Annotated in this window: 19 protein-coding genes; 13 read left to right on the forward strand and 6 right to left on the reverse strand. The window is 42.1% G+C overall.

The window, feature by feature from the left end; translation table 11 throughout:
* Positions 1-380: 380 nt before the first annotated feature.
* The 3 genes from HXN26_RS01200 to HXN26_RS01210 are packed head-to-tail and all read right to left on the reverse strand — an operon-like array spanning position 381 to position 4,189.
* Positions 381-3,200 (reverse strand): M16 family metallopeptidase, encoded by a 2,820-nt coding sequence (locus HXN26_RS01200; RefSeq protein ID WP_273158255.1) that lies wholly within the window; start codon positions 3,198-3,200, stop codon positions 381-383.
* 47 nt (positions 3,201-3,247) lie between these two features.
* Positions 3,248-3,460, reverse strand: coding sequence for a helix-turn-helix domain-containing protein (locus HXN26_RS01205; protein ID WP_273158256.1), 213 nt, complete (start codon positions 3,458-3,460; stop codon positions 3,248-3,250).
* A 15-nt stretch (positions 3,461-3,475) separates the two neighbouring features.
* Positions 3,476-4,189, reverse strand: a complete 714-nt coding sequence (locus HXN26_RS01210) for a DUF2975 domain-containing protein (protein ID WP_273158257.1) — start codon at positions 4,187-4,189, stop codon at positions 3,476-3,478.
* 313 nt (positions 4,190-4,502) lie between these two features.
* Here HXN26_RS01210 and HXN26_RS01215 point away from each other — a divergent pair, with 313 nt between their 5' ends.
* From HXN26_RS01215 to buk, 3 genes are all read left to right on the forward strand, one after another.
* A complete protein-coding gene (locus HXN26_RS01215) occupies positions 4,503-4,910 on the forward strand; it encodes an OsmC family protein (protein WP_025001576.1) in 408 nt (135 codons plus the stop codon).
* A gap of 936 nt (positions 4,911-5,846) precedes the next feature.
* Positions 5,847-6,761, forward strand: a complete 915-nt coding sequence (locus HXN26_RS01220) for a phosphate acyltransferase (RefSeq protein ID WP_273158258.1) — start codon at positions 5,847-5,849, stop codon at positions 6,759-6,761.
* Positions 6,762-6,769: 8 nt separating this feature from the next.
* Positions 6,770-7,834 carry a butyrate kinase gene (gene buk, locus HXN26_RS01225; RefSeq protein WP_273158259.1) on the forward strand — a complete coding sequence of 355 codons (1,065 nt, stop codon included), beginning with the start codon at positions 6,770-6,772 and terminating at the stop codon, positions 7,832-7,834.
* Positions 7,835-8,516: 682 nt separating this feature from the next.
* Here the strand turns inward: buk and HXN26_RS01230 are convergent.
* Positions 8,517-9,809 (reverse strand): M64 family metallopeptidase, encoded by a 1,293-nt coding sequence (locus HXN26_RS01230; RefSeq protein ID WP_273158260.1) that lies wholly within the window; start codon positions 9,807-9,809, stop codon positions 8,517-8,519.
* Positions 9,810-9,943: 134 nt separating this feature from the next.
* On the opposite strand from HXN26_RS01230, the gene HXN26_RS01235 reads away from it, so the two are divergent.
* From HXN26_RS01235 to rpmA, 5 genes are all read left to right on the forward strand, one after another.
* Complete coding sequence (locus HXN26_RS01235; RefSeq protein WP_273158261.1) at positions 9,944-10,927, forward strand: Gfo/Idh/MocA family protein; 984 nt, start codon at positions 9,944-9,946, stop codon at positions 10,925-10,927.
* A gap of 4 nt (positions 10,928-10,931) precedes the next feature.
* Positions 10,932-12,122 carry a DUF4421 domain-containing protein gene (locus HXN26_RS01240; protein ID WP_273158262.1) on the forward strand — a complete coding sequence of 397 codons (1,191 nt, stop codon included), beginning with the start codon at positions 10,932-10,934 and terminating at the stop codon, positions 12,120-12,122.
* Positions 12,119-13,057, forward strand: coding sequence for an N-acetylmuramoyl-L-alanine amidase-like domain-containing protein (locus HXN26_RS01245; protein WP_273158263.1), 939 nt, complete (start codon positions 12,119-12,121; stop codon positions 13,055-13,057). Before HXN26_RS01240 ends, HXN26_RS01245 begins: the two co-directional genes overlap by 4 nt.
* 151 nt (positions 13,058-13,208) lie before the next feature.
* A complete protein-coding gene (gene rplU, locus HXN26_RS01250; protein ID WP_025000780.1) occupies positions 13,209-13,526 on the forward strand; it encodes a 50S ribosomal protein L21 in 318 nt (105 codons plus the stop codon).
* A gap of 16 nt (positions 13,527-13,542) precedes the next feature.
* The gene (gene rpmA, locus HXN26_RS01255; RefSeq protein ID WP_014708378.1) at positions 13,543-13,833 is read left to right on the forward strand and encodes a 50S ribosomal protein L27; all 291 of its coding nucleotides are present in this window, start codon (positions 13,543-13,545) and stop codon (positions 13,831-13,833) included.
* A gap of 421 nt (positions 13,834-14,254) precedes the next feature.
* On the opposite strand, the gene panD is transcribed toward rpmA, so the two are convergent.
* Positions 14,255-14,599, reverse strand: coding sequence for an aspartate 1-decarboxylase (panD, locus tag HXN26_RS01260; protein ID WP_025000782.1), 345 nt, complete (start codon positions 14,597-14,599; stop codon positions 14,255-14,257).
* A gap of 6 nt (positions 14,600-14,605) precedes the next feature.
* Positions 14,606-15,457, reverse strand: coding sequence for a pantoate--beta-alanine ligase (gene panC / locus HXN26_RS01265; RefSeq protein ID WP_025000783.1), 852 nt, complete (start codon positions 15,455-15,457; stop codon positions 14,606-14,608).
* A gap of 167 nt (positions 15,458-15,624) precedes the next feature.
* On the opposite strand from panC, the gene HXN26_RS01270 reads away from it, so the two are divergent.
* The 5 genes from HXN26_RS01270 (at position 15,625) to HXN26_RS01290 (ending at position 24,666) form a co-directional block, all read left to right on the forward strand.
* Positions 15,625-16,437, forward strand: a complete 813-nt coding sequence (locus HXN26_RS01270; RefSeq protein WP_273158264.1) for a glycogen/starch synthase — start codon at positions 15,625-15,627, stop codon at positions 16,435-16,437.
* Positions 16,434-17,891 carry a DUF4270 domain-containing protein gene (locus tag HXN26_RS01275; protein WP_273158265.1) on the forward strand — a complete coding sequence of 486 codons (1,458 nt, stop codon included), beginning with the start codon at positions 16,434-16,436 and terminating at the stop codon, positions 17,889-17,891. The genes HXN26_RS01270 and HXN26_RS01275 overlap by 4 nt, the downstream gene beginning before the upstream one ends.
* Positions 17,881-18,012, forward strand: coding sequence for a hypothetical protein (locus HXN26_RS01280; protein ID WP_025000786.1), 132 nt, complete (start codon positions 17,881-17,883; stop codon positions 18,010-18,012). Before HXN26_RS01275 ends, HXN26_RS01280 begins: the two co-directional genes overlap by 11 nt.
* Positions 18,013-18,141: 129 nt before the next feature.
* Positions 18,142-20,667 carry an ATP-dependent Clp protease ATP-binding subunit gene (locus HXN26_RS01285; protein ID WP_273158266.1) on the forward strand — a complete coding sequence of 842 codons (2,526 nt, stop codon included), beginning with the start codon at positions 18,142-18,144 and terminating at the stop codon, positions 20,665-20,667.
* Positions 20,668-21,648: 981 nt separating this feature from the next.
* Positions 21,649-24,666 carry an InlB B-repeat-containing protein gene (locus HXN26_RS01290; RefSeq protein WP_273158267.1) on the forward strand — a complete coding sequence of 1,006 codons (3,018 nt, stop codon included), beginning with the start codon at positions 21,649-21,651 and terminating at the stop codon, positions 24,664-24,666.
* The last annotated feature ends 118 nt before the right edge of the window (positions 24,667-24,784 follow it).

The following is a 24,784-nucleotide window of genomic DNA, read 5'->3' on the forward strand; positions in this document are numbered from 1 at the left end:
TAAAAAGATGAGTTGAAGGTACGTTATGTTGCTATAAAAAAATAGAGAACGCACTAATTTAGTGCATTCTCTACCGTTTTTTCTGGAGGTCATCTATTGTCTTACGAGAGAACTTATAGGGTATGTAGACAATAGAGCGCCCCAGCAACCACCTCAGACTTCTCAGTCTTTAGTGGCTTGTGTTTCCAATTACTTCACAGCAACCGTAACACCACCATCTAAATGTCATAAAATTAATTCTAAATTTAAATGCAAAAACCCCCTCGAGAATAACTATTAAAAAACAAGGGGTTACCAGTTATTATATATTATTATGAACTTTCGCACTCCCCGAAGACTTGTTTCGTTGCAACGAGGAGTTGCTTTTATCATTTATTTCTTTACTTTTCGAGCTTCTCAGCGTTCATGATAACCTGAACGTGGTTGCCCGTTTTCAATACCATCTTAGCAATATTACCAACAGTCTGTGGTGTCATTGCCTTCATCACAGCGTCAAAGCCGTTTGCTCTATCAACTCCATAGGTTGCATAATCAGAAAGTACGTTTAACCAGTAGTTGTTCTGCTTCACTGCTTCAGTGTGCGTCTTATTGAGTACTTCTTTCGCACGTGCAATATCATCGTTGGTTATCTTGGTTTGAGAATCGAAGATAATCTCCTTTGCAAGCTTCTCTGCTATCTCTGTTTTTTCTGGGTTTGTGGCCAGTTCACAGTTGATAGTGATGTAGTTTCCAGTCAAATCTTCTTCCAAACTTACACTTGGCATTGGTGTATAAACAGCACTTTCCTTTTCACGGATAATCTCAAACATCTTATCCCACAAGTACTGTCCCAGTGCTCTTGCGTTGAGCTGATTCTCTAAAGTATATGCTACCTTGTCCGAACGATAGGTATCTATAATCTTACTCTGTGGATTTGACATCTTGAAACTAAAGCTCTTCTGTACCTTTCCCTTTGTATAGGTACGCATATCTACTAATTCTGCCTTCTTTTTGCTTGCAGGTATTGAAGCAATATACTTTTCAATAAGTGGTCGTATAGTTGCTTCGTCGAAGCTACCTACGAAGGTAAATGTAAAGTCAGAAGCATTATTAAATAGTTGTCTATAGAGGTCGAGTGCACGATCGTAGTTGATATTGTCAAAATCCTTCACATCAGGAGAGAGCGCATCAAGCTGTTTGTTGTGGTTATAGTAAGCCACTGAGTCTGCCATTACCATTTCTGGGTCGCTCGCTTTAGTCTCAAGCTTGCCCTTCATGTACTGTGTAACGAGCTTATAATAATTCTCATCCTTCTTAATATCGGTGAAACTGAGATTTATCATCTGCATTAACGTCTCCACATTCTCGTTCACTGTTGAACCGCTTATGTAGTGAAGGTCGTTGCTAATGCCTGCTTCTATGTTAGTCATCTTAGTCTGTGCGATGTTCGCAAGGTCGTTAAGACTCTTTGTTCCAAGTCCGTGTATGCTTGAAATCTCTGTCCACAGTTTGCGCATAGCGAGGCTTTCTTTCTTACCAATGCTCTTTCCGCCTGGTGCAGATGCCATCATCAATATCTCGTTAGCCTTAAGGTCAGTCTTCTTCAAGATAACTTTTGCACCGTTAGAGAGTGTCAACACTTTCGCATCGAACTGCTTTAATGGCTTCTCACTAACTATCTTGCCAGCCTTTGGCTCCTTTAACATCATTGGTTCTTCCTTAGTATTGTCTACATAAGGCTCTACTTTTTCAGCACGAGCTGCCTCTACTATAGCAGGAAGTTCAGCCTTTGTGAAAGCAGTCTTACCATCTTTCTCTTGCATTATAACGCTGATGGCAAAGTTTTTCTCGTTCACATTGATAAGACTCTTAGCCAATTCGTTGATGGATGCAAGCGGTAACACAGGCAAAATCTGGTTATACAACTCGTAAACCTGCTCGATAGTGCTGTATGGTTCGCCCTCAAGGAAGTTCTTAATGAGTGCTTGTGCGTAATCATCATTGGTGATTGTGGCGCGGTTATTATAGAGATTATCAAGCGAAGCCTTGTATGCTTCCTTTGCATGCTTGAACTCTGACTCCGTAAAACCGAACTGTCCAATACGGTTCATTTCACGTATTATCTGCGCCATTGCTTCCTTTTCCTTGCCTGATTTAGGCACAACTACGATACCTTCAGCATCACGAGTGAGTGCATGACCAGCATAGCTATCTACACTTCCCTGTGCAACAGTGATGTCAGATTCTGGTGATTGAGCTATCTTCTGCATACGGTTGTTGAACATAAGGTTCACAAGCTGGTACATAGGAGATAAGTAAAGGTATGCGATAGAGTTCTTTTCCTCTGGTGAGATATATTCTGTTTTGCGATAGAGCTGGAAGATTTGCTGTGAAACTTCCTGATGGCTACCAAACGCATAGAGTGTTTTTTCGTTGTCATCAACCATCACTGGTGTAGCTTTTGTAGCTTCCTTAGCTGGTTTTAAGTCGCCGAAGAGACGCTTAATGCTTGCTTCTATCTTTACAGGATCGATATCTCCAACAACAACAATAGCCTGGTTGCCTGGGAAATACCACTTACGATAGTAAGCGCGAAGGGTCTCTGGATTACACTTATCAATTACTTCCATGCTACCGATAACGGTACGACGACCATATATACTATTAGGGAACAGGTCGGCATTAGCAGCACGAAGCAAGCGTTGAATAGCGTTATGACCACGGTATTCATTGTGTACCACGTCGCGTTCTGTTTCTATTTGGTCAGCAGTAAGGGTTAAACCTTGCGACCAGTCGCTCAGAACGAGCAAGCAAGAGTCTACGCGTGTTGGGCGATTTGCAGCGATATCTGTAAGGAAATATACAGTGTGGTCAGCTGTCGTAAAAGCATTCCAGCCACCTCCTGTCTTATCCATGAACTTCACAACCGAGTCGTCTGGGAAATGCTTTGAACCATTGAAAGCCATGTGTTCCAACAAGTGTGCAAGACCGTCCTGGTCGTCTCTTTCTTGAATAGCACCAACTTTGTGTGCTATATAGAAGTTTACTTTACCTTCAGGATAGTTGTTTTTTCGAATATAATAGGTTAAACCATTGTCAAGGTGTCCCACCTTAACAGCTTCATCAACGGGTGCTTTGGACATTTCATCCATCTCGTTTTGTGCCATTGCAGTTGTTGCCAATAGCAAAAACGCCGCCATAAAGATGTTTTTAATTTTCATATTGCTCTTAAATTTAGATTTTATTGTTTGATTCTTATATTTGTTCTCTAATCTACTTCTCCGTCTCTGTATTCGAGGATGTCTCCTGGTTGGCAATCCAATGCCTCACAAATAGCGGTTAAAGTGGTGAAACGAATGGCCTTAGCCTTTCCTGTTTTCAGCACTGAAAGATTTGCAAGAGTGATATTCACCTTCTCAGAAAGCTCGTTTAGCGACACTTTCCGCCTTGCCATCATAACGTCAAGGTTTACTACTATCATATCCGCACCTCCCCTTTAGACCGTTAATTGATTTTCCTCTCTCATCTTTACGCCTATCAGAAATATCTCATAGACGATGAACATGAGCGGTATTTTATATAATCCTCCAGGCAAATCGAGTGTTTTTAAAACGCTCATACTATACCCAGCAATGCTGAACGACTCATGAATAAAGTAGATTTCACCCAGCGTTACCAGCCACAATACGACATAATAACTTACCGTTATAATCGCCAGTATGCGTATTAGCTTCAGATTTCGCACCTCAAATATATTCTCAGAGTTGCGGAAATTCATAAAAAGCTTAAGTGCAACTATCAACAACGCCACCGATAATATCACTACTAAAGAGAAGCCTATTGCCTTAATTCCTAAGAAGTAGTGCGGCGATTTATAGTTTATATCTACATAACGTGGCCATACTTTCTGTTCTTTACCAGTTTTTTGATTCACAAAGATTACTGGTTTAGCTTCATCATTCAACATGAGTGCTACAGGAGAAGAAGCGATCCAGTCTTCGTTCTTGAGTCCAATTCCATCTTCTTCATTGGCATCTTGAATAATTAAAGGACCCTTATCTTTACCCACGCTATTGAGTAGCGCTGTAATTTCCTCACCATTTTTGAGACCTCTGATAACTGTAACACTTACATCATACACTGTATATACCATCACGCAGAACATGATTATCAACAGTATTGAGCAGTAGCGATATAGTTTATTTGTCATATCAGTGTCTCTATATATATAAGGTGTAAATGCAAAGTGACTATCACGGTTTGCTGTTTACGTTGCAAATATAGACATAAATTTTGTTACTCACAAATTAAAAACAAGAATTATTTATTGTTTAACAATAATTTTATATTAACTAATGGTAATATATTACGACATATTAGGATTTGCATCGCCTTCTAACACCCACAGGGAAGTTACTATATAAAGTTTAAAAAGCGTTTAAATGTAATAACTTTATGGTTTTATTTGGGTATATAAGATAAAATCATTACCTTTGCCAATGGAAAATAAATAAACGCTAATTATGGAAAAATCAATAGTAAAATACTTAGGAAACTTTCGCGTTGAAGCTACATATGAGGCTTCAGGACAAACTCTTAGAACCGATGCCAGCAAGGGACCGGGCGGCTTAGGCGAATACGCAACGCCTGTTGACATCATGGCACAGTCGCTCGCAGCATGTACGCTGACCACCATTGCGATGCGTGCAAAGCGCGATAACATCGACTTAACAGGCACTTACGCTGTCGTTGGTGAGATTGTAGAGAACCCAGAAACACTGAAAGTTGAAAGAATAGACATAGAGTTCCACGTTAAGGGCAATCTTGATGCAGCCATGCGCAAGAAGTTTGAAAGCTTCGCACATAAGGGTTGCTATGTTGGAAACTCTCTTACAGCCGAGAAAAACTTTAGCTTTGTCTACGAGGATTAACCTCTGACAAAGACTGAAAGTAAACAATATATAGGTTGTTAAAGGATAAAATGATTAAAGGGAGAACTAAGGAAGAAGGGGGTTGAGGTGACTCAATCCCCTTCGTTATTATACTAAATAAATGAAAAAGGCTCATTGAAGCAACTCCCAAAACACACGACAACACCCCACGCTACCAAGAAAAACATTCCCAAACAAGTGTAAAGATTTTACAGAAACACCTAATTTTTACAATAAACTCATTATCAACACATTACAATACCCATTGTTTTGCATTGCAAAAGTGCCTGTTTTGCACGGCAAAAGAGCCTATATTGCAACGCAAAACAGGCACTTTGGCAACGCAAAACAACTACGCTCGAAACTTACATGTGTTTTCTTTACAATTCAAAAGTCATTTTTTAGGATAATCTTACCCACACAATAACTATGCGCTCTTATTTGCCCCATCTCCAAAAAACTACCTATACATATTTTTATATATATATCTTTTCGTTTTTATTTTGCCATATTCGACAGTAGCAGAAATGTAGTAAATCGTCTATTTACACTCCATTACGAGGCGCAAAAAGAATATTTTGCAACACTAAAACGCAATTTTTACTCTGAAAAAGGCATTTTGCAAGTCTACCATTCATATACTTTCCCAACACATTTTACACTCCTCTCTACTTTCATTTTTACCCAATAATCAAATAATTTAATAGCAAAAAGAAAGAAGAACACAAAGAAGCAATTGACATAAGTCAAGAAAACGACACATTTTCAGCCAACTATTACATTACATACGCACTTATCCCTCGCTGTGAAAATTCTTAAATTATCAAAAAATACATATTTTATAAAAAGTGAATTTTGTTGAACAAGTACCTTTTTTGTATCTTTGTAGCACTGAACAAGAGATTAATACTTTCGCACAAAATATACATATATAGTATGAAGAACAATACAAAAAGCATTACAGACTTTTCCCAATTGGTGGAGAATCTGAACGAAAGCGGCATTAAAAACAATGTTGCCGTTGTGTGGGCAGAAGACAGCCACACCCTTGATGCAGTTGAAATGGCGCACAAGGCAGGTGTCATCAACCCAATATTAGTATGCTCTCAGGAGACAGCAGAGAAGTTTAACGGAAAGTATGAAACCCTTTTGGCTAATGATCCACAGGACGCTTCGGAGAAAGCAGTGAAACTTGTACGAGACGGACGCGCCGATGCGCTGATGAAAGGCTTCGTAAATACCGACGTACTTTTGCGTGCCATATTAAACAAAGAGAAGGGTATTCTACCTAAAGGCAGCGTGCTAACACACATCACAGCAGCCAAAATACCTACTTATCCGAAGCTTTTGTTCTTCACAGACCCTGCCGTTCTGCCTTTCCCAACACATGAACAACGCATCGAACAGATTAAATATGTGGCCGATTTCTGCCACGCTTTCAACATAGAGCAGCCTAAAATATCACTTATTCACTGCTCAGAAAAACCTGACGGAAAGCATTTCCCATACACAGAAGGCTATCTTGAACTTAAGAAAATGGCTGCCGAAGGTGCTTTCGGCAACTGTATTGTAGACGGACCGCTCGACTTAAAGACATCGTGCTCGGCTGAAGCGCTGGCCGATAAGAAGATTGATTCACCCGTACAAGGCGAGGCTGACGCTGTTATCTTCCCTGATATCGAGGCTGGAAACGTATTCTACAAGACCATAACTCTATTCGCTGGTGCTGAAACAGCAGCTGTATTGCAAGGTACACAGGTGCCTGTTGTACTCGCAAGTCGCGGCGACACCGTCGAATCTAAGTTCTATAGCTTGGCACTTGCTACTATTATCTCTAATTCAAGAAAATAAATTACACTATGTCGTACAAAATTTTAGCCATTAACCCTGGCTCTACTTCAACAAAGATATCTGTGGCTGATGGCTGCGAACTACTCTTCGTAGAAGACGTTAAGCACTCTCGCAGCGAGTTAGAACACTTCCACACCATATTCGATCAGTACGAATATCGTAAGCAACACATACTTCAAGAGTTGGAACGCCGTAACATTGCGCTCGACTTTGACGCAACAATAGGACGCGGCGGCCTTGCTAAGCCTGTTGAAAGTGGTGTTTATAGAGTTACACCTGAGATGGTTGAAGACCAGCGAACAGCTGCTCATCAACACCCATGCGACCTCGGTTGCAAGCTGGCATACGAGATTGCAGAAATGATTCCTGGCTGTCAGAGCTTCATAGCCGACCCTGGTGTGGTCGACGAAATGGCTCCAGAGGCCCACATTACAGGTCTTCCTGAAATCCCACGCATCTGCATTTGGCACGCATTAAACCAAAAAGCAGTGGGCAGACGCTATGCGCGCGAGAACAATACAAGCTATGATAAACTGAATTTGATTATCGCTCACCTTGGCGGAGGTATCTCTATAGCAGCTCATGAGCAGGGTCGTGCTATCGATGCCAATAACGCTTTGTCGGGCGATGGACCATTCTCACCAGAGCGTACAGGTACTTTGCCAATGTCAGACATTATCCATTTGTGTTACACAAGCGGCCTTACAGAGCAGCAAATGATTAAAAAGATAACCTCACAAGGCGGTTTACTTGCACATTTAGGTACCAACGACTTCCGCATCATACGCGATCGTATCGACGCTGGCGACGAAAAAGCAAAGCTGCTTATATCTTCTTTGATTTGGAACGTGTCGAAAGCTATTGCTGCCGAAGGTGCTGTGCTCTGTGGAAAGATAGACGCTATCATTCTCACAGGTGGTATGTGCTTCAGCACTTACCTTGTTAATGAAATAAAAAAACGCATCAGCTACCTTGCTCCAGTAGTGGTTTATCCTGGTCAAGACGAGATGCTCGCCCTCACAGAGAACGCTGTTGCAGCGCTCGAAGGCAAGCAAGAGATTAAGGTTTACTAAGCTACGGGGTGAGCGTTGGGCGCTATTCGTAGAACAAACGATGGGTTTTGTGGAAACGCTTTTAGTGGTTTCTATGGTTCATAGAAGTCCTGAAGCAATTTTGTAGAAGCGCAATAAACTGCTTTCTGCGCCAACAAAACGACATAACAACAATATGGGTGGAGCGTGATTTAGCACGGTTTCCATTTTCATTCAGCAAGTTTGCTAATGGAAGGAACGTGGTAAATCATGCTCTTTCGTATTCAATGGCTACATCATTTTGGTAGTACGGGCTGCCCACTCCACCAATGTAACCCTGCAACTTTACCGAAATGAAAAACATACTGATACTTGCAAGGAAGAGGATAAATATACAAACGCCTTCACAAAAGCACACTACCGCATAACAGCCTAACCATCAACACTTTACAATACCCATTGTTTTGCATTGCAAAAGCGGCTGTTTTGCACGGTAAAACAGGCACTATTGCAACGCAAAAGAGCCTATATTGCAAAGTCAAAGTATATGTATCGTTTTGCAATCGTATATTTTCCACACAATAGTGTAAGTTTATACACAATTAGAAAGAATATGCAAGAAGTTTAGAAAACTTAGGTTTTGCAGTCCCAAATAGGACAAACAATAGAAAAAGGCAGGTACGAAAGCAATTGCATTCAGTACCTGCCTTTATGTTATTACACCTTATTCAGTGTAGAATTTAATCAGTTTTGTGATGGCACGCTGGCACACTGGACAGAAGTTAGGGTTCTCGTTGGTGCGCATTCGGCAATCAGGATAAGGGCGATATACACCATGTTTGGCATAGCCTGCGGGCTCGTAAGCGCCTATTTTCCACTTGCTTTGGTCGGCATTCGGCTTGTCAAGGTCGGCAGGTTGCGGTGTTGGAAGCGGTGTTCCCTTCTTTACCATGTCGGCCCACTTGGCCTTTAAGTTTACAAGCGTGGTCAGATTAGGTTCCCAAGGCTCTGTATCGCTTGGATACATAGGCATATCTCCGTAGCCATATTCGTCGCCAAGACCAGCAAAAGAGTGTCCGAACTCGTGTACAACCACTGGTTTGAAAGCTCTGTGTCGCACCATTGAGAGGTTATATGAGTTGAAAATGCCGCCTCCACCATAGTTTTCGGTGTTCACTAATACAATGATATGCTCGTAAGGAGTACCTGCTAACCAGTTATGAAGGGTCTTTAAGTGCAGCGTTGTAAGGTATCTGTCGCTGTAGAATGTGTTGAATTTAGAGTGCAAAGCAGTATTTTTCCATATTCCTTTGCCCGGATTTGAGGTGCCACTCTCTGCCGATGGCGATTTCACAGCCACCACATTGAAGCAGTCGCGTAGCGATTTAAAAGGTTCGTGGGCAAACAAAGCCTCCATTGCCGTGCGGCAGTCGTCTATGAAAGCGGGCATTTCGGCATCTGTATAGCCTTCTGCAATATAGGCAATGTGTATGCAACGCGCTGGGTCGGCAGCTCTTTGGAGCGTTTCGTAAGGCGTTATGTGCTTCTCACCGATACGTCGAATCAGTATATCCGTAGGTACAACGGTATGTGTGAGCGACGTCATTATCTTGTGATGGCTATCGCGTAGTTCTACCGTAACATCTACTGTATCTTTTGGAAAAGGCACAAGGAACACATTCTCGAACGACTTTGAGGTGGTTTTTGCCTCGTCGTAGGTGAGCCATTCTTGGAAAAGTGTAGAGAAAGAGTTGCGATAAATGACTTTCTGCGTGCGGTGGTCGCGTACCGTTATCTGACCATTGCCTTCTAACGGAAGCTCGCTGAGCCTCTGAGTCTTGCCATACCATCTTGGAATACGGCAAAGTTCGTCTACAGCAATGGCTTGATGGCTTGCGTTTCCAGCGAAGTTGTAGTCCAAACGAAGCGTTGCATCTTCGAAATACTGCTTGAATTGCTGTGCAAAAGCAAATGTGCTAACCAGCAGAAGCATTAGTAATAGATTAATTTTCCTCATATTAAGACAGGTTATTTTGTTTCTTTGCAAATTTAATAATATTTTTCTGATTTCACTTTCACATTATATATATTTTGTAGAAGCAGGGATATTATTCAACAAAAAGTTGTATTTTTGCAGAAAAGAAAATAACAATGAAGCATATCTCTTGGGGATTTATTGGTTTTGGAGAGACTACGGAACGCAAGTCGGGAGCCGCTTTTAACGCTGTAACCGAGTCGCATGTCCAAGCCGTATACAACCAAAATGCACGTTGCGCACGCACTTATGCTAACCTACACGATATTTCGCGTTGGTACACAGACCCACAACTACTTGTGAACGACCCTAATGTGAACGCCATTTACATAGCAACGCCACCATCAGCACACGCTACTTATGCCATAATGGCGATGCGAGCAGGGAAGCCTTGCCTAATAGAAAAGCCGTTGGCAGGGTCGTATGAGGACTGCGTACGCATCAATCGTGTGACAGAACAGACGGGCGTGCCTTGCTTTGTGGCCTATTATCGCAGATACTTACCTTATTTTAAAAAGGTGAAAGCGATTTTGCAAAGCGGTGCTATTGGTAAGGTGCTTAGCGTACAGATACGCTTTGCCGTGCCAGCAGAGGAACTCGACAACGACAAACTGGAGGAAAAACCATGGAGATTGGAGCAACAAGAGGGCGGAAGAGGATATTTTTACGACTTCGCCCCGCACCAGATAGACTTGCTTCAGAGCTTTTTCGGCATCATCGTAAAGGCACACGGATACATTGCAAACCGCACTGGCATGTTTGAATCGGAGGATACTGTGAACGCAGTATTCCGCTTTGAGAGTGGACTTTGTGGCAGTGGTTCGTGGAGTTTTACCGCTCACGATAGCGCAAAAGAGGACAGTATAGAGATTTATGGTACGGAAGGACGCATCGTTTTCTCCGTATATAACTACGATCCCATTACGCTTTACACCAGTCAAGGCATGGAATACATCGACATTAAGAACCCGCACTTTGTGCAAGAACCATTGATTCGGTCGGTAGTACAGGACCTTCAAGGGTATGGAAAGTGCGAAATTAACAGCATAGAAGCTACTCCTACCAACTGGGTAATGGACAGAATATTAGGCAAATACTAATTCAATGCTTACTAAAACTATCATACTTTGCTTGCTATGGCTGCTTTCAGCCCCTACAACAAGGGCAGAAAACGGTTGGAAAACCATTCATAATAATGATGAATGGCAATGCTTGGATAGTGTGAAATGGCAACGTCCAGACACTACTCGACGTAAACGCAGATACCAACAGAATGCTGGTGAGAAAAAGAAAGACACAATGAACGATGTAGATACCAACTACATCGAACCACAACGATACAACTTTACGGTGATGGTACAGAACACAAACAACTTTGAAGTGTACGTTCTGAACAGCCAACAAGAACACCATCTGACGCTTGCACCCGAACCAACAATGCGCATTGGACCTTATGCGGGCTGGCGATGGATATTCCTTGGATACACCATTGATATTAAACACCCTTTCTTCAACAACTCTGAACAGAAGGGAAAAGAGTTCGACCTCAGTCTTTACAGCGCACGAGTAGGCATCGATCTCTACTATCGGAAGACAGGACAGGACTTTAAAATACGTCGGTTTTCAATGGGCGACAATATTGATACCGCCCCTTTGAACGGCATGGAATTCGATGGTGTGGAATCGAAACTAAAGGGTTTCAACATCTATTATATCTTTAATCATCGCCGTTTCTCCTACCCTGCTGCCTTCAGTCAGAGCACTGTGCAACGCAAATCGGCTGGTAGTCCAATCATTGGAATAGGTTATACAAGGCACACACTAAGGGTTGATTGGCCCGAATTCTATCGTTTGGTGTTCAATAACCTCAAGATGAAAACCAAATATGAGGACGTTGAGGGTTCGCTTAAACCCGAAAAGATACGTTATACCAACATTGCCGTAAGCGGTGGATATGCCTATAACTACGTGTTTGCACGCAACTGGCTGCTCGCTGGTTCGGCTACTATCGGCTTGGCCTATAAGCATAACAGCGGAAAAATAGTGGAAGAGAACTTCTCGCTAAGCCGAATCATATCGAATAACATCGATATCAATGCAACGGTACGACTTGGATTGGTGTGGAATAACATGAAGTGGTATGTTGGTTCAAGTGCTATTATGCACGCATTCAACTACCATGATAATGGATTATCAACGAGTAATCTCTTCGGAAACGTAAACGTTTACGCCGGAATGAACTTCGGCAAACGTGGAAAACTGAAGAAAAATAAATCTAAAACTGCGTTGGAATGAAAGCAATAAGGATTCTTTTACTTCTTATTTTGCTCTTTATAAGCAACCCAACTACCACGCAAACCATGGGTAATAAGCCTACTGCGGAAGTAATAAAATATAGTCAGCAGGGCACAACGAAGGCTGTATCGTCTGATGCCAGCCGCATAGAGAGTCTGCTTGCACAGCTCTTACCGCTGCGAACGAAGCTATCTAAGGAGGACATCATACTGAAAGCTGCCCGCCACTTTGTCGGTATTCCATACGTTGCGCATACGCTTGACCGCAACAACGAGGAGATGTTGGTGGTGAATACAAGGGAAATGGACTGCACAACCTACCTGGAATATGTAATTGCTGTTGTACTTTGCGTGGATAAGAACCTTAGTCGTTACAGCGATTTTACACGTATGTTACAAAACATACGATACCGACAAGGATGTCTTGCCTACGAAAACAGACTGCATTACTACCAGTGGTGGGTTACCGATAACCAACAAATGGGCTACGTAAAAGAGATTTCTGCACCCAATCCGCCCTTTACAGCTACGCAAAAACTAAAGATTAACTATATGAGCGAGAATCCGAACGCTTACGATATGCTACGTAATCGTCCGCAAAGGGTGGCTACTTTGAAGAAGTTAGAAGACCAAACCAATGGTACTATCGTCCCGTACATACCCAAAAAGCAGCTTACTAACACCGAATTACTGCGCAAAGTGGTACGCAACGGAGACATTATTGCCATTACAACCAATAAGCTAAACCTTGATACAACCCACCTTGGATTTGCCGTTTGGCACCGAGATGGACTACATTTAATCAACGCATCGAGCCTTAAAAAGAACGGCCGTCAGGTTGTAGAACCTAAAGAAACGATCTACCAATACCTATTGCAGCGACCACAAAACACAGGCATACGCGTCTCAAGACTTATATTAGATAATCTTTGTTAATTCTTCCTAATAAGTTAATCTCACTACCCTTAAACTATCATAAATAGAAAGTTATTTAGTAACTTTGCACAGTTTTTATGCCGCTTAGGCTCGAATAAGTGCGGGAAAGATGCTCCGCCGCCTACCGGTTTAACCGTTTACAATATATAAAATGTACGCAATTGTAGAAATTAACGGTCAACAGTTTAAAGTCGAAGAAGGCAAAAAGATCTTCGTAAACCACATCAAAGATGCGGAAGAAGGTAAGACTGTTGAGTTTGACAAGGTTCTTCTCTTAGACAAAGAGGGAGCTGTCACAGTTGGCGCACCTACTGTTAATGGTGCAAAAGTAGTAGCTGAAGTGATTAATCCACTAGTAAAGGGCGACAAAGTTATCGTCTTCAAGATGAAGCGCCGTAAGGATTATCGCAAGAAGAACGGTCATCGTTCACACTTCACACAGGTAGAGATTAAAACAATTAACGCTTAAATTAGGAGGACAAGAAATGGCTCATAAAAAAGGTGTCGGTAGTTCTAAGAACGGACGCGAATCACATTCAAAGCGTTTAGGTGTTAAAATCGGCGGTGGTCAGAAGATTATTGCGGGCAACATTATCGTTCGTCAGCGTGGTAACAAGCACTACCCAGGTGAGAATGTAGCGCAGGGTAAAGACGATACATTGTATGCTTTGGCAAACGGTATCGTTTACTTCCACAGAGGAAAGTACAACAAGAGCAAAGTCTCAGTACTCTCTGAAGAAGCATACGCTGCTAAAACACAAACACCAGAAGCGTAAAGCGAAACAAACAAAACTATTCCAAACAAACAACATAGTCCCGAATTTCCAATGGAAGTTCGGGATTTATGCTTATTAATGGTAGGGTTCATACACTCTTCAAAAAGCTATATCAGTTAGAAAGTATAGGTGTGTTGGGGCTTTATAGAAACTATATAAAAACTTCAAACTATAACCATGATTTTGTAAAAAAAACACATACAAAAACCGAGAAGATTTGTTTTGTATTGCAAAAGCGCCTGTCTTGCAATGCAAAACAGGCGCTTTTGCCGTGTAATATAGGCTCTTTTACAACGCAAAACAATGGGTATTACAACGCATTGTTATACAGCTGGTTACGCAATATCTATTCGCTTGAAAAGAGTTTACAATTTTTCTATCATTTCCCTACACTTATTACAAGATAAGAAAGGGCAACGACTTACACGCGATTGCCCTCTTTAGGGAACACTACTGTAGGCTTAAAGGTCTTCGCTTCTTCGAAATCCATCAAGGCATAACTAATGATGATGATTGTATCTCCTACTTGAACCTTACGTGCCGCAGCTCCATTCAAACAGATACAGCCTGTGCCTCGTTCGCCCTTTATGATGTAAGTTTCAAGTCGTTCGCCATTATTGTTGTCTACAACTTGAACCTTTTCACCTGCAATCATATTGGCAGCATCCATCAAATCTTCGTCGATAGTGATACTTCCCATATAGTTAAGGTTAGCTTCTGTAACCTTAACACAGTGTAATTTACTTTTCAGTACTTCGATTTGCATATTCGTTTAACCCTTATATTTAATATGGTCAATCAATCGGATAGGCGTTTTACCACAATAAACTGTGATGCAACCTACCACGTAAGGAGTATCGTCCCATGACAGAACAGGCAGCAAGGTGTTGCCATCTACAATATCGAAGTATTCAACTTCCAAGCCATCAACAGCGTTTATCTCTGTTACTACCTTGTCGTGGAGTTCCTGAACGCTTAGCATACCCATTTCCTTGGTACTCGATTTCAACACCTTATATATATGAGGAGCTATAGCACGCTCATCGGAAGAGAGCAATGAGTTGCGCGAACTCTTTGCTAATCCGTCTTCATCTCGTACGATAGGACACTCAACAATATCAATATTCATGTTGATAAAGTCTACAAGACGCTTCACAACAGCTATTTGCTGCCAGTCTTTTTCACCAAAATAAGCTCTATTAGGGCGTACAATGTAGAACAATCGGCTGACAACTTGACACACACCGTTAAAGTGTCCTGGTCGTTTAGCACCCTCCATGACTGTTGATTGTGGCGGAAACTCAAACTGACGTGTATCTGTTGTGGGATACATCTCGCTTACCGATGGCGCAAAAACATAGTCGGCACCACACGATTCCACCAGTTTGCAATCAGCTTCCAACGTGCGTGGATAGCGATCCAAGTCGCCTTTGTCGTTAAACTGGGTAGGATTGAGAAACACCGATACCACCGTTGCATCGTTCTGCTGCACACTTTGTTTTACCAAAGAAGCGTGCCCATCGTGCAACGCGCCCATTGTAGGCACCAATCCAATGGTTCTCCCCTGCTTACGGAGCTGGAAAAGCTCGTTCTGTAAATCGACAATCCTTTCAAATATTACCATTATTAAGTTTCTATATTTATGGTGCAAAGTAACAACAATTTTATTTAAAACTCGTAAGAATTCGCTAAAAATATGTCAATATTCAACCTTTTAAACAGGATTTCGATAGATAAAGGACTCAATTTCAAGTTTTTTTTGTAACTTTGCAAGTAGTAAACTATTATTAAATGGGAAAGAAAGTATTGTTCATAAACCAAGAAATCGCTCCGTATGTCCCTAATTCGGAGATGTCAATCTTTGGTGCAGACATGCCACGACATATGCAAGACGCCGGTTTCGAGATTCGTACATTTATGCCAAAATGGGCAGCTATCAACGAACGACGCGGCCAACTGCACGAAGTTATACGCCTTTCAGGCATGAATCTCATCATTGATGATATGGATCACCCACTGATTATCAAGGTGGCGAGCATACCACAGACACGCATTCAGGTATATTTCATCGATAACGAAGACTATTTCCAAAAGCGCTTAGCTATGACTAAGGACGAGTTAGGCAATGATTACCCCGACAACGGAGAGCGTGCTATCTTCTTTGCACGCGGTGTTTTGGAAACAGTTAAGAAGCTACGGTGGGCGCCAGACATTATTCATTGCCAAGGTTGGATGTCTTCTGTGATACCTTTCTACGTTAAAACGGCTTATAAAGACGAACCACAGTTTGCCAAATCAAAGATTGTTACATCATTATTTACCGAGCAACCCAGTGATAGTCTAGGCAAAAAGTTCAAGCAATGCCTCGAGTTCAAGAGCGCAGAGCTTAGTAAGATAGAGAAATATGGCGACAATTTCGACTTCAAAGAATTAGGAAAACTCGTTATTGACTACTCCGACGGTATCATACAAACAAGCAACAACGTAAATAAAGAGTTGATGCAGTATGCCGTAGATAGCAAAAAGGAAATTCTAATGCAGCCAGAAAACGAAGCCGATATACAAACAAGATATACCGAGTTCTATAATAAAATAATGGAATGAAAGCAAAAATATTAGCTTTTGGCTTCGCTCTTGTAGCGTTGGCCCTAACTTCTTGTACCGATACTACCGATGGAATAGGTGGTTCGCTTACAGATCAAGCAGACAAACTTAACGTACAAGCCGATACATTTAATATTGGTTCGCACAGCGTTTTGGCCAGCAACATCATCTCAAGGTCGTCCGATGGCTTCCTGGGAAAGATGAAAGACCCCGAAACACAGTCGGATGTAACAGCTAATCTCATGACGCAACTCTATGTGTTGCCTAACTATGAGATGCCAGAACAAGGCATTGTAACGAGCAAAGACGCCAATGGCAACATCATTGCAGACTCTTGCGAACTGCGTTTGTACTACTCTACTCACTTCGGAGACTCTCTGGCGTTGATGAAAATCACTACTTACGAGCTTGATAAGCCCGCTAAAGAAGGCCGACAATACTATTCTAACTTTGATCCAGAGGCTGAAGGATACATCAGAACAGCCGCTAACAATGGGTTAGAAGTAAGTAGTACCTACACATTAACCGAGTTTTCGGTGCCCGACAGCATTAAAAAAGACAAGAACCATACGCCAAGTATACGCGTAAAGCTAAACGATGCGTACACAGATAAGGCTGGAAAGACCTACAATAACTATGGAACGTACATGATGCAGCAGTATTATGCGAATCCAAACAACTTCCATAACATCTACAATTTCCTCAATAATGTGTGCCCAGGGTTCTACTTTAAGGTAACGAATGGCTTGGGTTCGATTGCTGGAATAGCTGCCGTACAGCTTGTAATATACTATAAGTATAAGGATACGAAGGACGGAAACAAGGTAAAAACAGGTACAACACACCTTACCAGCACTGAGGAAGTATTGCAGTTGACCAACTTTGTGTTCGATAAAAACCAGCTACAGGCACTCGCCAGCAACAATAATGCATCGTATTTGAAGACACCTGCAGGTTTGTTTACCGAAATAGAGCTTCCTATAAACGACATTATGAACGGACATGAGAACGACACTTTGAACTCAGCTAAGTTTGAATTGCAGCGTTATGTTAATCAAACGGCATCGAGTTACAACATGGGCATACCAGGTTATGTACTTCTTTTGCCAACCGAAAAGGCTGAGTCTTTCTTCAACGAAAGCAAGATTCCAGACAATAAAACATCGTTCCTTGCTGTCTATAACCAACAAACGAACAGCTATAAGTTCAATAATGTAGAAGGACTCATCAACTATTTCGTTCAAAACCGCGCAACAGCAGGTAGCAATGCAAACTGGGGTAAAGCCCTTGTAATACCTGTTGAGGTTACAACAACGAAAGATGAGAACGAAAATCTTATAATAAATAAGGTGTCACACTATATGGGACTCACCAGCACAATGTTGGTTGGAGGCGATAAATCGAAGGGTAACATAAAGATGTCGGTGGTATATAGCAAGTTCCATGGCAGATAACTTTCTTGAAAAACACTACGAAGAATACGAACAGCGTAAGGCCGCTTGGTTGCGAAAGAAGAAGCACCTCAAGACGAAAAAGGTGAGAAACATTCGCAAACCCGACGACGAAGCACTATAAACATAGAAATGGCAAGAAGAAACACAAATGTTTCCGCTTGCCATTTTTTATTCTTTGGCATACCATTTGCAATATAAATTAAACAACGGCAAAAGCCAAATAACATTTAAAGAAAGGTATAAGAACTATATGATAAATCAGTTTTCACCCAAAGTTTCAGAGGTTCTGTCACACAGCAGAGAGGAAGCCGAGCGATTGGCGAGCCGTTCTGTGGCTCCAGAACACATCATGCTTGCCATTCTTAGAGGACGGGAAGGAGTTATCAGTAAATTGTTTGGGAATTTTAACCTTAACTTAGAGGATATAAAAAGACTGTTGGAAGAACGTGTTCGCAACTCAGAACAGGACCAGATGTCCTATCCTGCCGATATAGTACTGAACGAACAAGCTAACAATATACTCAAATTGGCTGTGCTTGAAGCACGCATACAAAGCAAACAAACTGTTGATGTACAACACTTATTTCTCGCTATTCTGCACGATAAAGTAGACAATGGCGTCAAGGAAGTACTGGAAAGTTTCGATATTTCATACTCTTTTGCGAACGAATTTTTCAAAATAGACAACTTTTCAACACAAAACGGCATCGAAATGGCGGACGAAGATGAGGACGAAACCCCCATCATGAACCGACACAGTGGTAGCGGAAGTAGTGCAAGAACAACACAAGCTACTGCTCCAAAGAGCAATACGCCTGTACTCGACAACTTCGGAACCGACCTTACAAAGGCGGCAGCAGAAGGCAAACTCGACCCTGTTGTAGGCCGAGAAAAAGAGATACAGCGTGTTAGCGAGATATTAGGACGTCGCAAAAAGAACAATCCTATCCTCATAGGTGAGCCTGGTGTGGGTAAAAGCGCTATTGTTGAAGGACTTGCACAACTTATTGTGAAGCGATTAACATCGCCCATTCTCTTCAACAAACGAGTTGTAACACTCGACTTAACAGGCGTTGTGGCAGGTACAAAGTACCGCGGTCAGTTCGAAGAACGTATCCGTGCCCTCATCAAAGAGATTGAACAGAACCCTGATGTCATCATTTTTATCGACGAAATACATACGCTTATTGGCGCAGGATCGACACCTGGCTCTATGGATGCGGCTAATATACTGAAGCCAGCACTCGCTCGTGGCACCATACAGTGCATTGGTGCAACGACATTAGACGAGTATCGAAACTCTATTGAGAAAGATGGCGCATTGGAACGACGCTTCCAAAAGGTGCTCGTAGAGGCTACCACAGTAGAAGAAACCTTGCAAATTCTGCACAACATCAAGGACCGTTACGAGGCACACCACCACGTTTCGTACACTGATGATGCCATTACGGCTTGTGTCAAACTGACAGACCGCTACGTAACCGACCGCTTCTTCCCTGATAAGGCAATTGATGCGATGGACGAAGTGGGTGCCCGTGTACACCTGCAGAACGCACAAGTACCACCCGAAATCGTAGAATTGAAAAATCAATTAGACGAAGCTGACACGAACAAAAAGGAGGCAGTGAAGAACCAAAACTTCGAACTTGCAGCCAGCTACCGCGACAAACAGACTTCAATAGAGAAGAAACTGCAGGAGGTACAGCAGAAATGGGAACGCGGCGAAGATCATAACAAAGTGGAAGTTGACCAAGATAAGGTTGCCGACGTGGTATCAATGATGACGGGCGTACCAGTTCAGCGCATGCAGGAGTCCGAAGGTGCACGCCTTGTCAATATGGCAGACAACCTAAAACAGGAGGTAATAGCTCAAGATAAGGCCATAGAAAAGATGGTAAAGGCTATCCAACGCAACCGAATAGGGCTGAAAGACCCTAACCACCCAATTGGTGCGTTCATGTTCCTTGGCCCTACTGGTGTGGGAAAAACCTACTTAGCGAAGAAGTTAGCTGAAACAATGTTCGGTTCTAAAGACGCTCTTATCCGCATAGATATGAGTGAATACACCGAAAGCTTCAATACATCGCGACTCGTTGGCGCCCCTCCAGGATACGTAGGATACGAAGAAGGCGGACAGCTTACCGAACAAGTGCGTCGCCATCCCTACTCCATCATCTTGCTTGATGAGATAGAGAAGGCGCACGGCAACGTGTTCAACATGCTGTTACAGGTGCTCGACGAAGGTCGTCTTACCGATGGCAACGGACGTTTGGTAGACTTCCGCAACTCCATCATCATTATGACGTCAAATGCTGGCACCCGTCAGCTCAAGGAATTTGGGCAGGGTGTGGGCTTCACAGCAGCTAAATTGAATGGTCTTTCGCACAACGAACACGACAAAGAGCGTGCTCGTGCCATCGTGCAGAAAAGCTTAAGCAAGCAGTTTGCGCCTGAATTCTTGAACCGTTTGGACGAAATTATCACCTTCGACCAGCTCGATCTCGCTGCAATCAAGCAGATTATAGATATCGAATTGCGCAGTTTGTTCAAGCGAATCAAGGAACTTGGCTACGAAGTAACCATCACCGACGCTGCCAAAGAGTTTGTTGCAACGAAGGGTTACGACGTTCAGTTCGGTGCTCGACCACTGAAACGTGCCATACAAAACCATATTGAAGATGGCATTTGCGAACGAATTCTTGCAGGAGAAGTACACGAAGGCGACACTATCTCTATCGACAAGAATCCTGACGCAGCAGAACTTACATTCAAATAAAAGTAGAGATACACTGCACTAAGCGTATTGTTGCTCAACAAATAGAAGACCGTAGTATGATAAAATTCATACTACGGTCTTTTTGTATATATGCATCTACTTTCGCATAAATAGACAATTACGCAACAGAACAAGCTCAACCACATAACTTCCTTATCACCAACACTTTACAACAGGTATTGTTTCGCATTATAAAAGAGCCTGTTTTGCACGGCAAAAGCGGCTGTTTTGCGATGCAATATAGGCACTTTTGCAAAACGAAAGAGCTTGTTTTGTTTTCTGAAAGTATTTTCTTCGCAAATTCAGAATAATTATACTGGTTTTCAGCTACTACTTTAATCGATTGTAAATTGGCGATTGCTGAAACGCCACTTACCTGCAAAAACATCACCTATCCCACCTTATTATATATGAAGACCCTATCCATTCACTTGCAACCATAGTAACTTCGGAACATAAAAGCACGAGAAAGACGATGCAACTCGGTTAGTTAAAATCCGTTAAACATATAATATATGTCAATTTTTGTGATAATTTTTTATTATTTTTGCAATCAGATTATAGCCAGAAAGAGGTTTGATGTCAAGACGCATCAGTCAGTAAATCTACAAATAATCGAGGATAGATGTTTCGGATAATCCTTTGATTAACAATTCAAAGCAGATAGATTACACTCGCATAGGACACTGAAGAAAGTGCCAGGCTATTTTACAAGCAAACAGTTGGTGGTTCTAACTGACTGTAAACAAGCGTACATAACTAATATCTAATGTAGAAAAGGCAGATTGTCGGAAAGCCAAAAGCTGAAGAATCCGACCGTCGGTGCCTTGCTGTGCATAGGCAAAAACTAAACAGGCGTGCTCGAAACATATCGTAGTTGCGCAGTTTCAGAATAAGGTTTTTAATAGATTTATTCTATTGATGCAGTGCTGCTGCAATGAACCTAACAGTATATTATAATATCATTAATTTATTAACATTATGAGAAGACTACTACTTTTCTTTACAATGCTCGTATTCGTTGCACTCGGTGCAATGGCTGAGAGCGTCATCACCATTACCACTAACAAGGCGTATGGTGACACTTTCGTTTTCTATCCCGTGCCTTTGACAGAGGGAACCATATCGGTTGACTGGGGAGATGGAAACAAAACAAGTTATCAGATAAGCCCATCTATGATGACGTATGAACTACGTAAGGAGGGCGCACTGAAGGGTAACACCATTAAAATATATGGTGAACTCGCTGAATTGTCTATCAACGAGCAGAAGGTTACAGGCCTAAAGCTTGAAGGACAGACCAATTTGAGAGGGCTCGACATGAACAAAAACGAGCTTACATACGCTACTCTCGACCTTGGCGATGCTAAGAACTTGAAGAAGTTGTCGTTGGCTGAAAACAAGATTCACATTCTTAACCTACGCGAATATCCTAATTTGGAGTTCTTCGACATCTACGGTAATCATGAATTAAGTACGGTTGCGTTTGCTGACGAAAACCCTAATATGAAGGTTATCACAATGTACGACTGCGACATTGTACACTTCTACGACACTTATAAGTTCCCTAAGCTGACAAGTGTAGACTTGCATAACAACTCGTTAATGGACATTAGTGTGCCTGAAGCAAACTATCCTTCACTCACAACGCTTAACGTTAGCGGCAATGCCATCACTGAATTGGACGTTAGCGGACTTACAAAACTCGAGGATTTGGCCGTTGCTAATAACCAATTGACCGAGATTAACGTTGCAGCAAACCGCGAATTAACGAGTCTTTCTATAGCTAATAACAATATAAGCAAACTGAATCTCTCAAACAACACAAAACTTTTAAGCCTTAACGTTAGCAATACTAAACTCACAAAACTTGACGTTTCTAAGATGGCAGGACTGAGAACGCTTAACTGCGACTCGCTTCGTATCAACCGTCTTGACGTGGGTGGCCTTAAATGGATACAGACTTTGTCGGCTAAAGCCTGCGATCTTGAGTTCTTAGACTTTACTGCTAACTACTACACACTTAGATATTTGTACCTCCAAGGTAACAAAAACTTCACTCCACAATCGCTCAACTTCATGTATCAAACTATGCAAGACCCTAACCGTCAAGGCTATGTTTACGTGAAAGGCAGCAATGGTGAGACTGCAAATGCAGAGAAATACCTCATGCAAGATAACTCTGACTCTCACTGGAAGATAGACGTTCCTGGCGACGGAACATGCTCTATGGAAGACGTTGTCATCACTCAGCAACCTTCAACAGGGGGTACTTACAAGGTGATGAAGCGCAATATGACTTACTCTGCAGACAGAGATGCTTTCGCAAGACACTACGATGAGGTGGGAAGCGATGGCAAAGTGGTTCCTGGTTCTATCCTTTGCGTGCGCTTTACTGCAGACGAAGGCAAGGAATTTAAGGGTATAATGGTAAATGGAACACTCGTTCAAGACACACTATTCACCGTTACAACAAACGCTGATGTAAAGGCTATCTTCTCTGGACAAGACGACGAAAAGTGCATCACTCTGACTGTTCCTGCTGGCCAACAAAGCACTTATGCTATCGGAGCAGACAACGATAACACTGAAGTTTCTATTGACTGGGGAGATGGTAAGCTGAAGAAATACGTTGCAAAAAAGACTTGGACAACCATCAACGGAACTACTGAAGGTACTAAGGTGAAGATATATGGCGACGTAACTTATTTGAACTGCGAAAGCTATCCAGGCTATGCTGCTGACAATAAGATTAGCGCTATCGACTTAACAAAGAACAATTCAATGAAGTATATAGACATGTATTTCAACGAATTGAAGACTATCGACGTTACAAACCAACCTAACTTGTTGTACCTCGATTTGTCTATGAACAAGGAAATTAAGAATATCGACATTACAAAATGTCCGCTCCTCGAACAGTTTAGCGCTTATGGTTTGGAAGATTTGGCTACCATCGACGTGAAGAGCAACCCTGAATTGCAGCTCATTAACCTCAAGAATACTAAGGTTGGCAACGTAGATCTTACGAAGAACGCAAAACTTATACAGTTGAATCTTACTAATTGTGGCGCTACAGACATCAACGTTGGCCACATGGCAGACTTGAAACAGCTCTACCTCAGCACCAATGCTTTGCAGAATATCGACTTGAAGAACAATACAAAACTACTCGATTTGGCTGTGATGGGCAACAAACTTACATCGCTCGACCTATCGAAAAACGTATTGCTCGAGAAGCTTGATGCTGCTCAAAATACGCTGAATGGTCTCAATTTGTCGGAGAACAAGTCTATCTGGTACATTGATGTACGCGGTAATAAGTGGAACGCTTGTCAGCTTAACGACTTCTACTATGCGCTACCAAACTATGTAGACCCAGGTAAGGAGGTATCTGGTAGCACCACTCCAACTAAGCTTTGGATTGCATCGGGCACTAATGCGAACGACGTTGAGCACTCTGAAACATTGCTTGCAAAGGCTAAACTTTGGGTAATGAACATTACAGAGGACGGCGACGGAACGGGTTGTAACGAAGCATACATCACTATCTTGCCTTACGAAAATGGCGATGTAACTGTGAAAGATGCTGCTAACAACGTTGTGAAGAGCGGTACTAAGGTACAGAAGAACAGCGAACTTACTGTATTTGCTACCCCAGCAGGAGGCTACGAAGTAGTTTCAATGAAGGCTAATGGTCAGAATATTACAGACAAGAAGTTCATCATTAAGCAAGCAACTGAGGTTGCAGTGAAGTTCGATGTGGTAGCTTCTGTAGCAGGAGTTGAACGTACTATCGCTACTGTTGAGGGCGGCAACCACGTTATCAACATCTATACAAGCAACCAAATTAAGGCAACCATCGTTGGTGCTAACGGCAAAGTGCTCTACTCTGACACTGTTTCTGCCGATACATCACTTGGTTTCCCAACTGGTATATATATTGTAACATTGCAGAACGGTAATGATACCGTAACCCGCAAGTTACTCGTTAAATAAACCTTCTCTCTGAAATGGCTGTCTGGCAGAATATTGTCAGGCAGCTTTTTTTATACCTTTAAAAGGCTTATATGACAAAAATGTGCTTATTTTAGAGTCGTTCTCTCTTATGTGACAA

This window comes from Prevotella aurantiaca, from assembly GCF_015262605.1.
Classification (GTDB): domain Bacteria; phylum Bacteroidota; class Bacteroidia; order Bacteroidales; family Bacteroidaceae; genus Prevotella; species Prevotella aurantiaca.

Bases quoted from the DNA above. Each gene is read 5' to 3' on its own strand.
- rpmA (WP_014708378.1), top strand. From the start codon at position 13,543: ATGGCTCATAAAAAAGGTGTCGGTAGTTCTAAGAACGGACGCGAATCA.
- panC (WP_025000783.1), bottom strand. From the start codon at position 15,457: ATGGTAATATTTGAAAGGATTGTCGATTTACAGAACGAGCTTTTCCAG.
- HXN26_RS01215 (WP_025001576.1), top strand. From the start codon at position 4,503: ATGGAAAAATCAATAGTAAAATACTTAGGAAACTTTCGCGTTGAAGCT.
- HXN26_RS01240 (WP_273158262.1), top strand. From the start codon at position 10,932: ATGCTTACTAAAACTATCATACTTTGCTTGCTATGGCTGCTTTCAGCC.
- HXN26_RS01285 (WP_273158266.1), top strand. From the start codon at position 18,142: ATGATAAATCAGTTTTCACCCAAAGTTTCAGAGGTTCTGTCACACAGC.
- HXN26_RS01290 (WP_273158267.1), top strand. From the start codon at position 21,649: ATGAGAAGACTACTACTTTTCTTTACAATGCTCGTATTCGTTGCACTC.
- HXN26_RS01205 (WP_273158256.1), bottom strand. From the start codon at position 3,460: ATGATAGTAGTAAACCTTGACGTTATGATGGCAAGGCGGAAAGTGTCG.
- HXN26_RS01275 (WP_273158265.1), top strand. From the start codon at position 16,434: ATGAAAGCAAAAATATTAGCTTTTGGCTTCGCTCTTGTAGCGTTGGCC.
- HXN26_RS01235 (WP_273158261.1), top strand. From the start codon at position 9,944: ATGAAGCATATCTCTTGGGGATTTATTGGTTTTGGAGAGACTACGGAA.
- rplU (WP_025000780.1), top strand. From the start codon at position 13,209: ATGTACGCAATTGTAGAAATTAACGGTCAACAGTTTAAAGTCGAAGAA.
- HXN26_RS01245 (WP_273158263.1), top strand. From the start codon at position 12,119: ATGAAAGCAATAAGGATTCTTTTACTTCTTATTTTGCTCTTTATAAGC.
- HXN26_RS01200 (WP_273158255.1), bottom strand. From the start codon at position 3,200: ATGAAAATTAAAAACATCTTTATGGCGGCGTTTTTGCTATTGGCAACA.
- HXN26_RS01230 (WP_273158260.1), bottom strand. From the start codon at position 9,809: ATGAGGAAAATTAATCTATTACTAATGCTTCTGCTGGTTAGCACATTT.
- HXN26_RS01270 (WP_273158264.1), top strand. From the start codon at position 15,625: ATGGGAAAGAAAGTATTGTTCATAAACCAAGAAATCGCTCCGTATGTC.
- buk (WP_273158259.1), top strand. From the start codon at position 6,770: ATGTCGTACAAAATTTTAGCCATTAACCCTGGCTCTACTTCAACAAAG.
- HXN26_RS01220 (WP_273158258.1), top strand. From the start codon at position 5,847: ATGAAGAACAATACAAAAAGCATTACAGACTTTTCCCAATTGGTGGAG.
- HXN26_RS01210 (WP_273158257.1), bottom strand. From the start codon at position 4,189: ATGACAAATAAACTATATCGCTACTGCTCAATACTGTTGATAATCATG.
- HXN26_RS01280 (WP_025000786.1), top strand. From the start codon at position 17,881: ATGGCAGATAACTTTCTTGAAAAACACTACGAAGAATACGAACAGCGT.
- panD (WP_025000782.1), bottom strand. From the start codon at position 14,599: ATGCAAATCGAAGTACTGAAAAGTAAATTACACTGTGTTAAGGTTACA.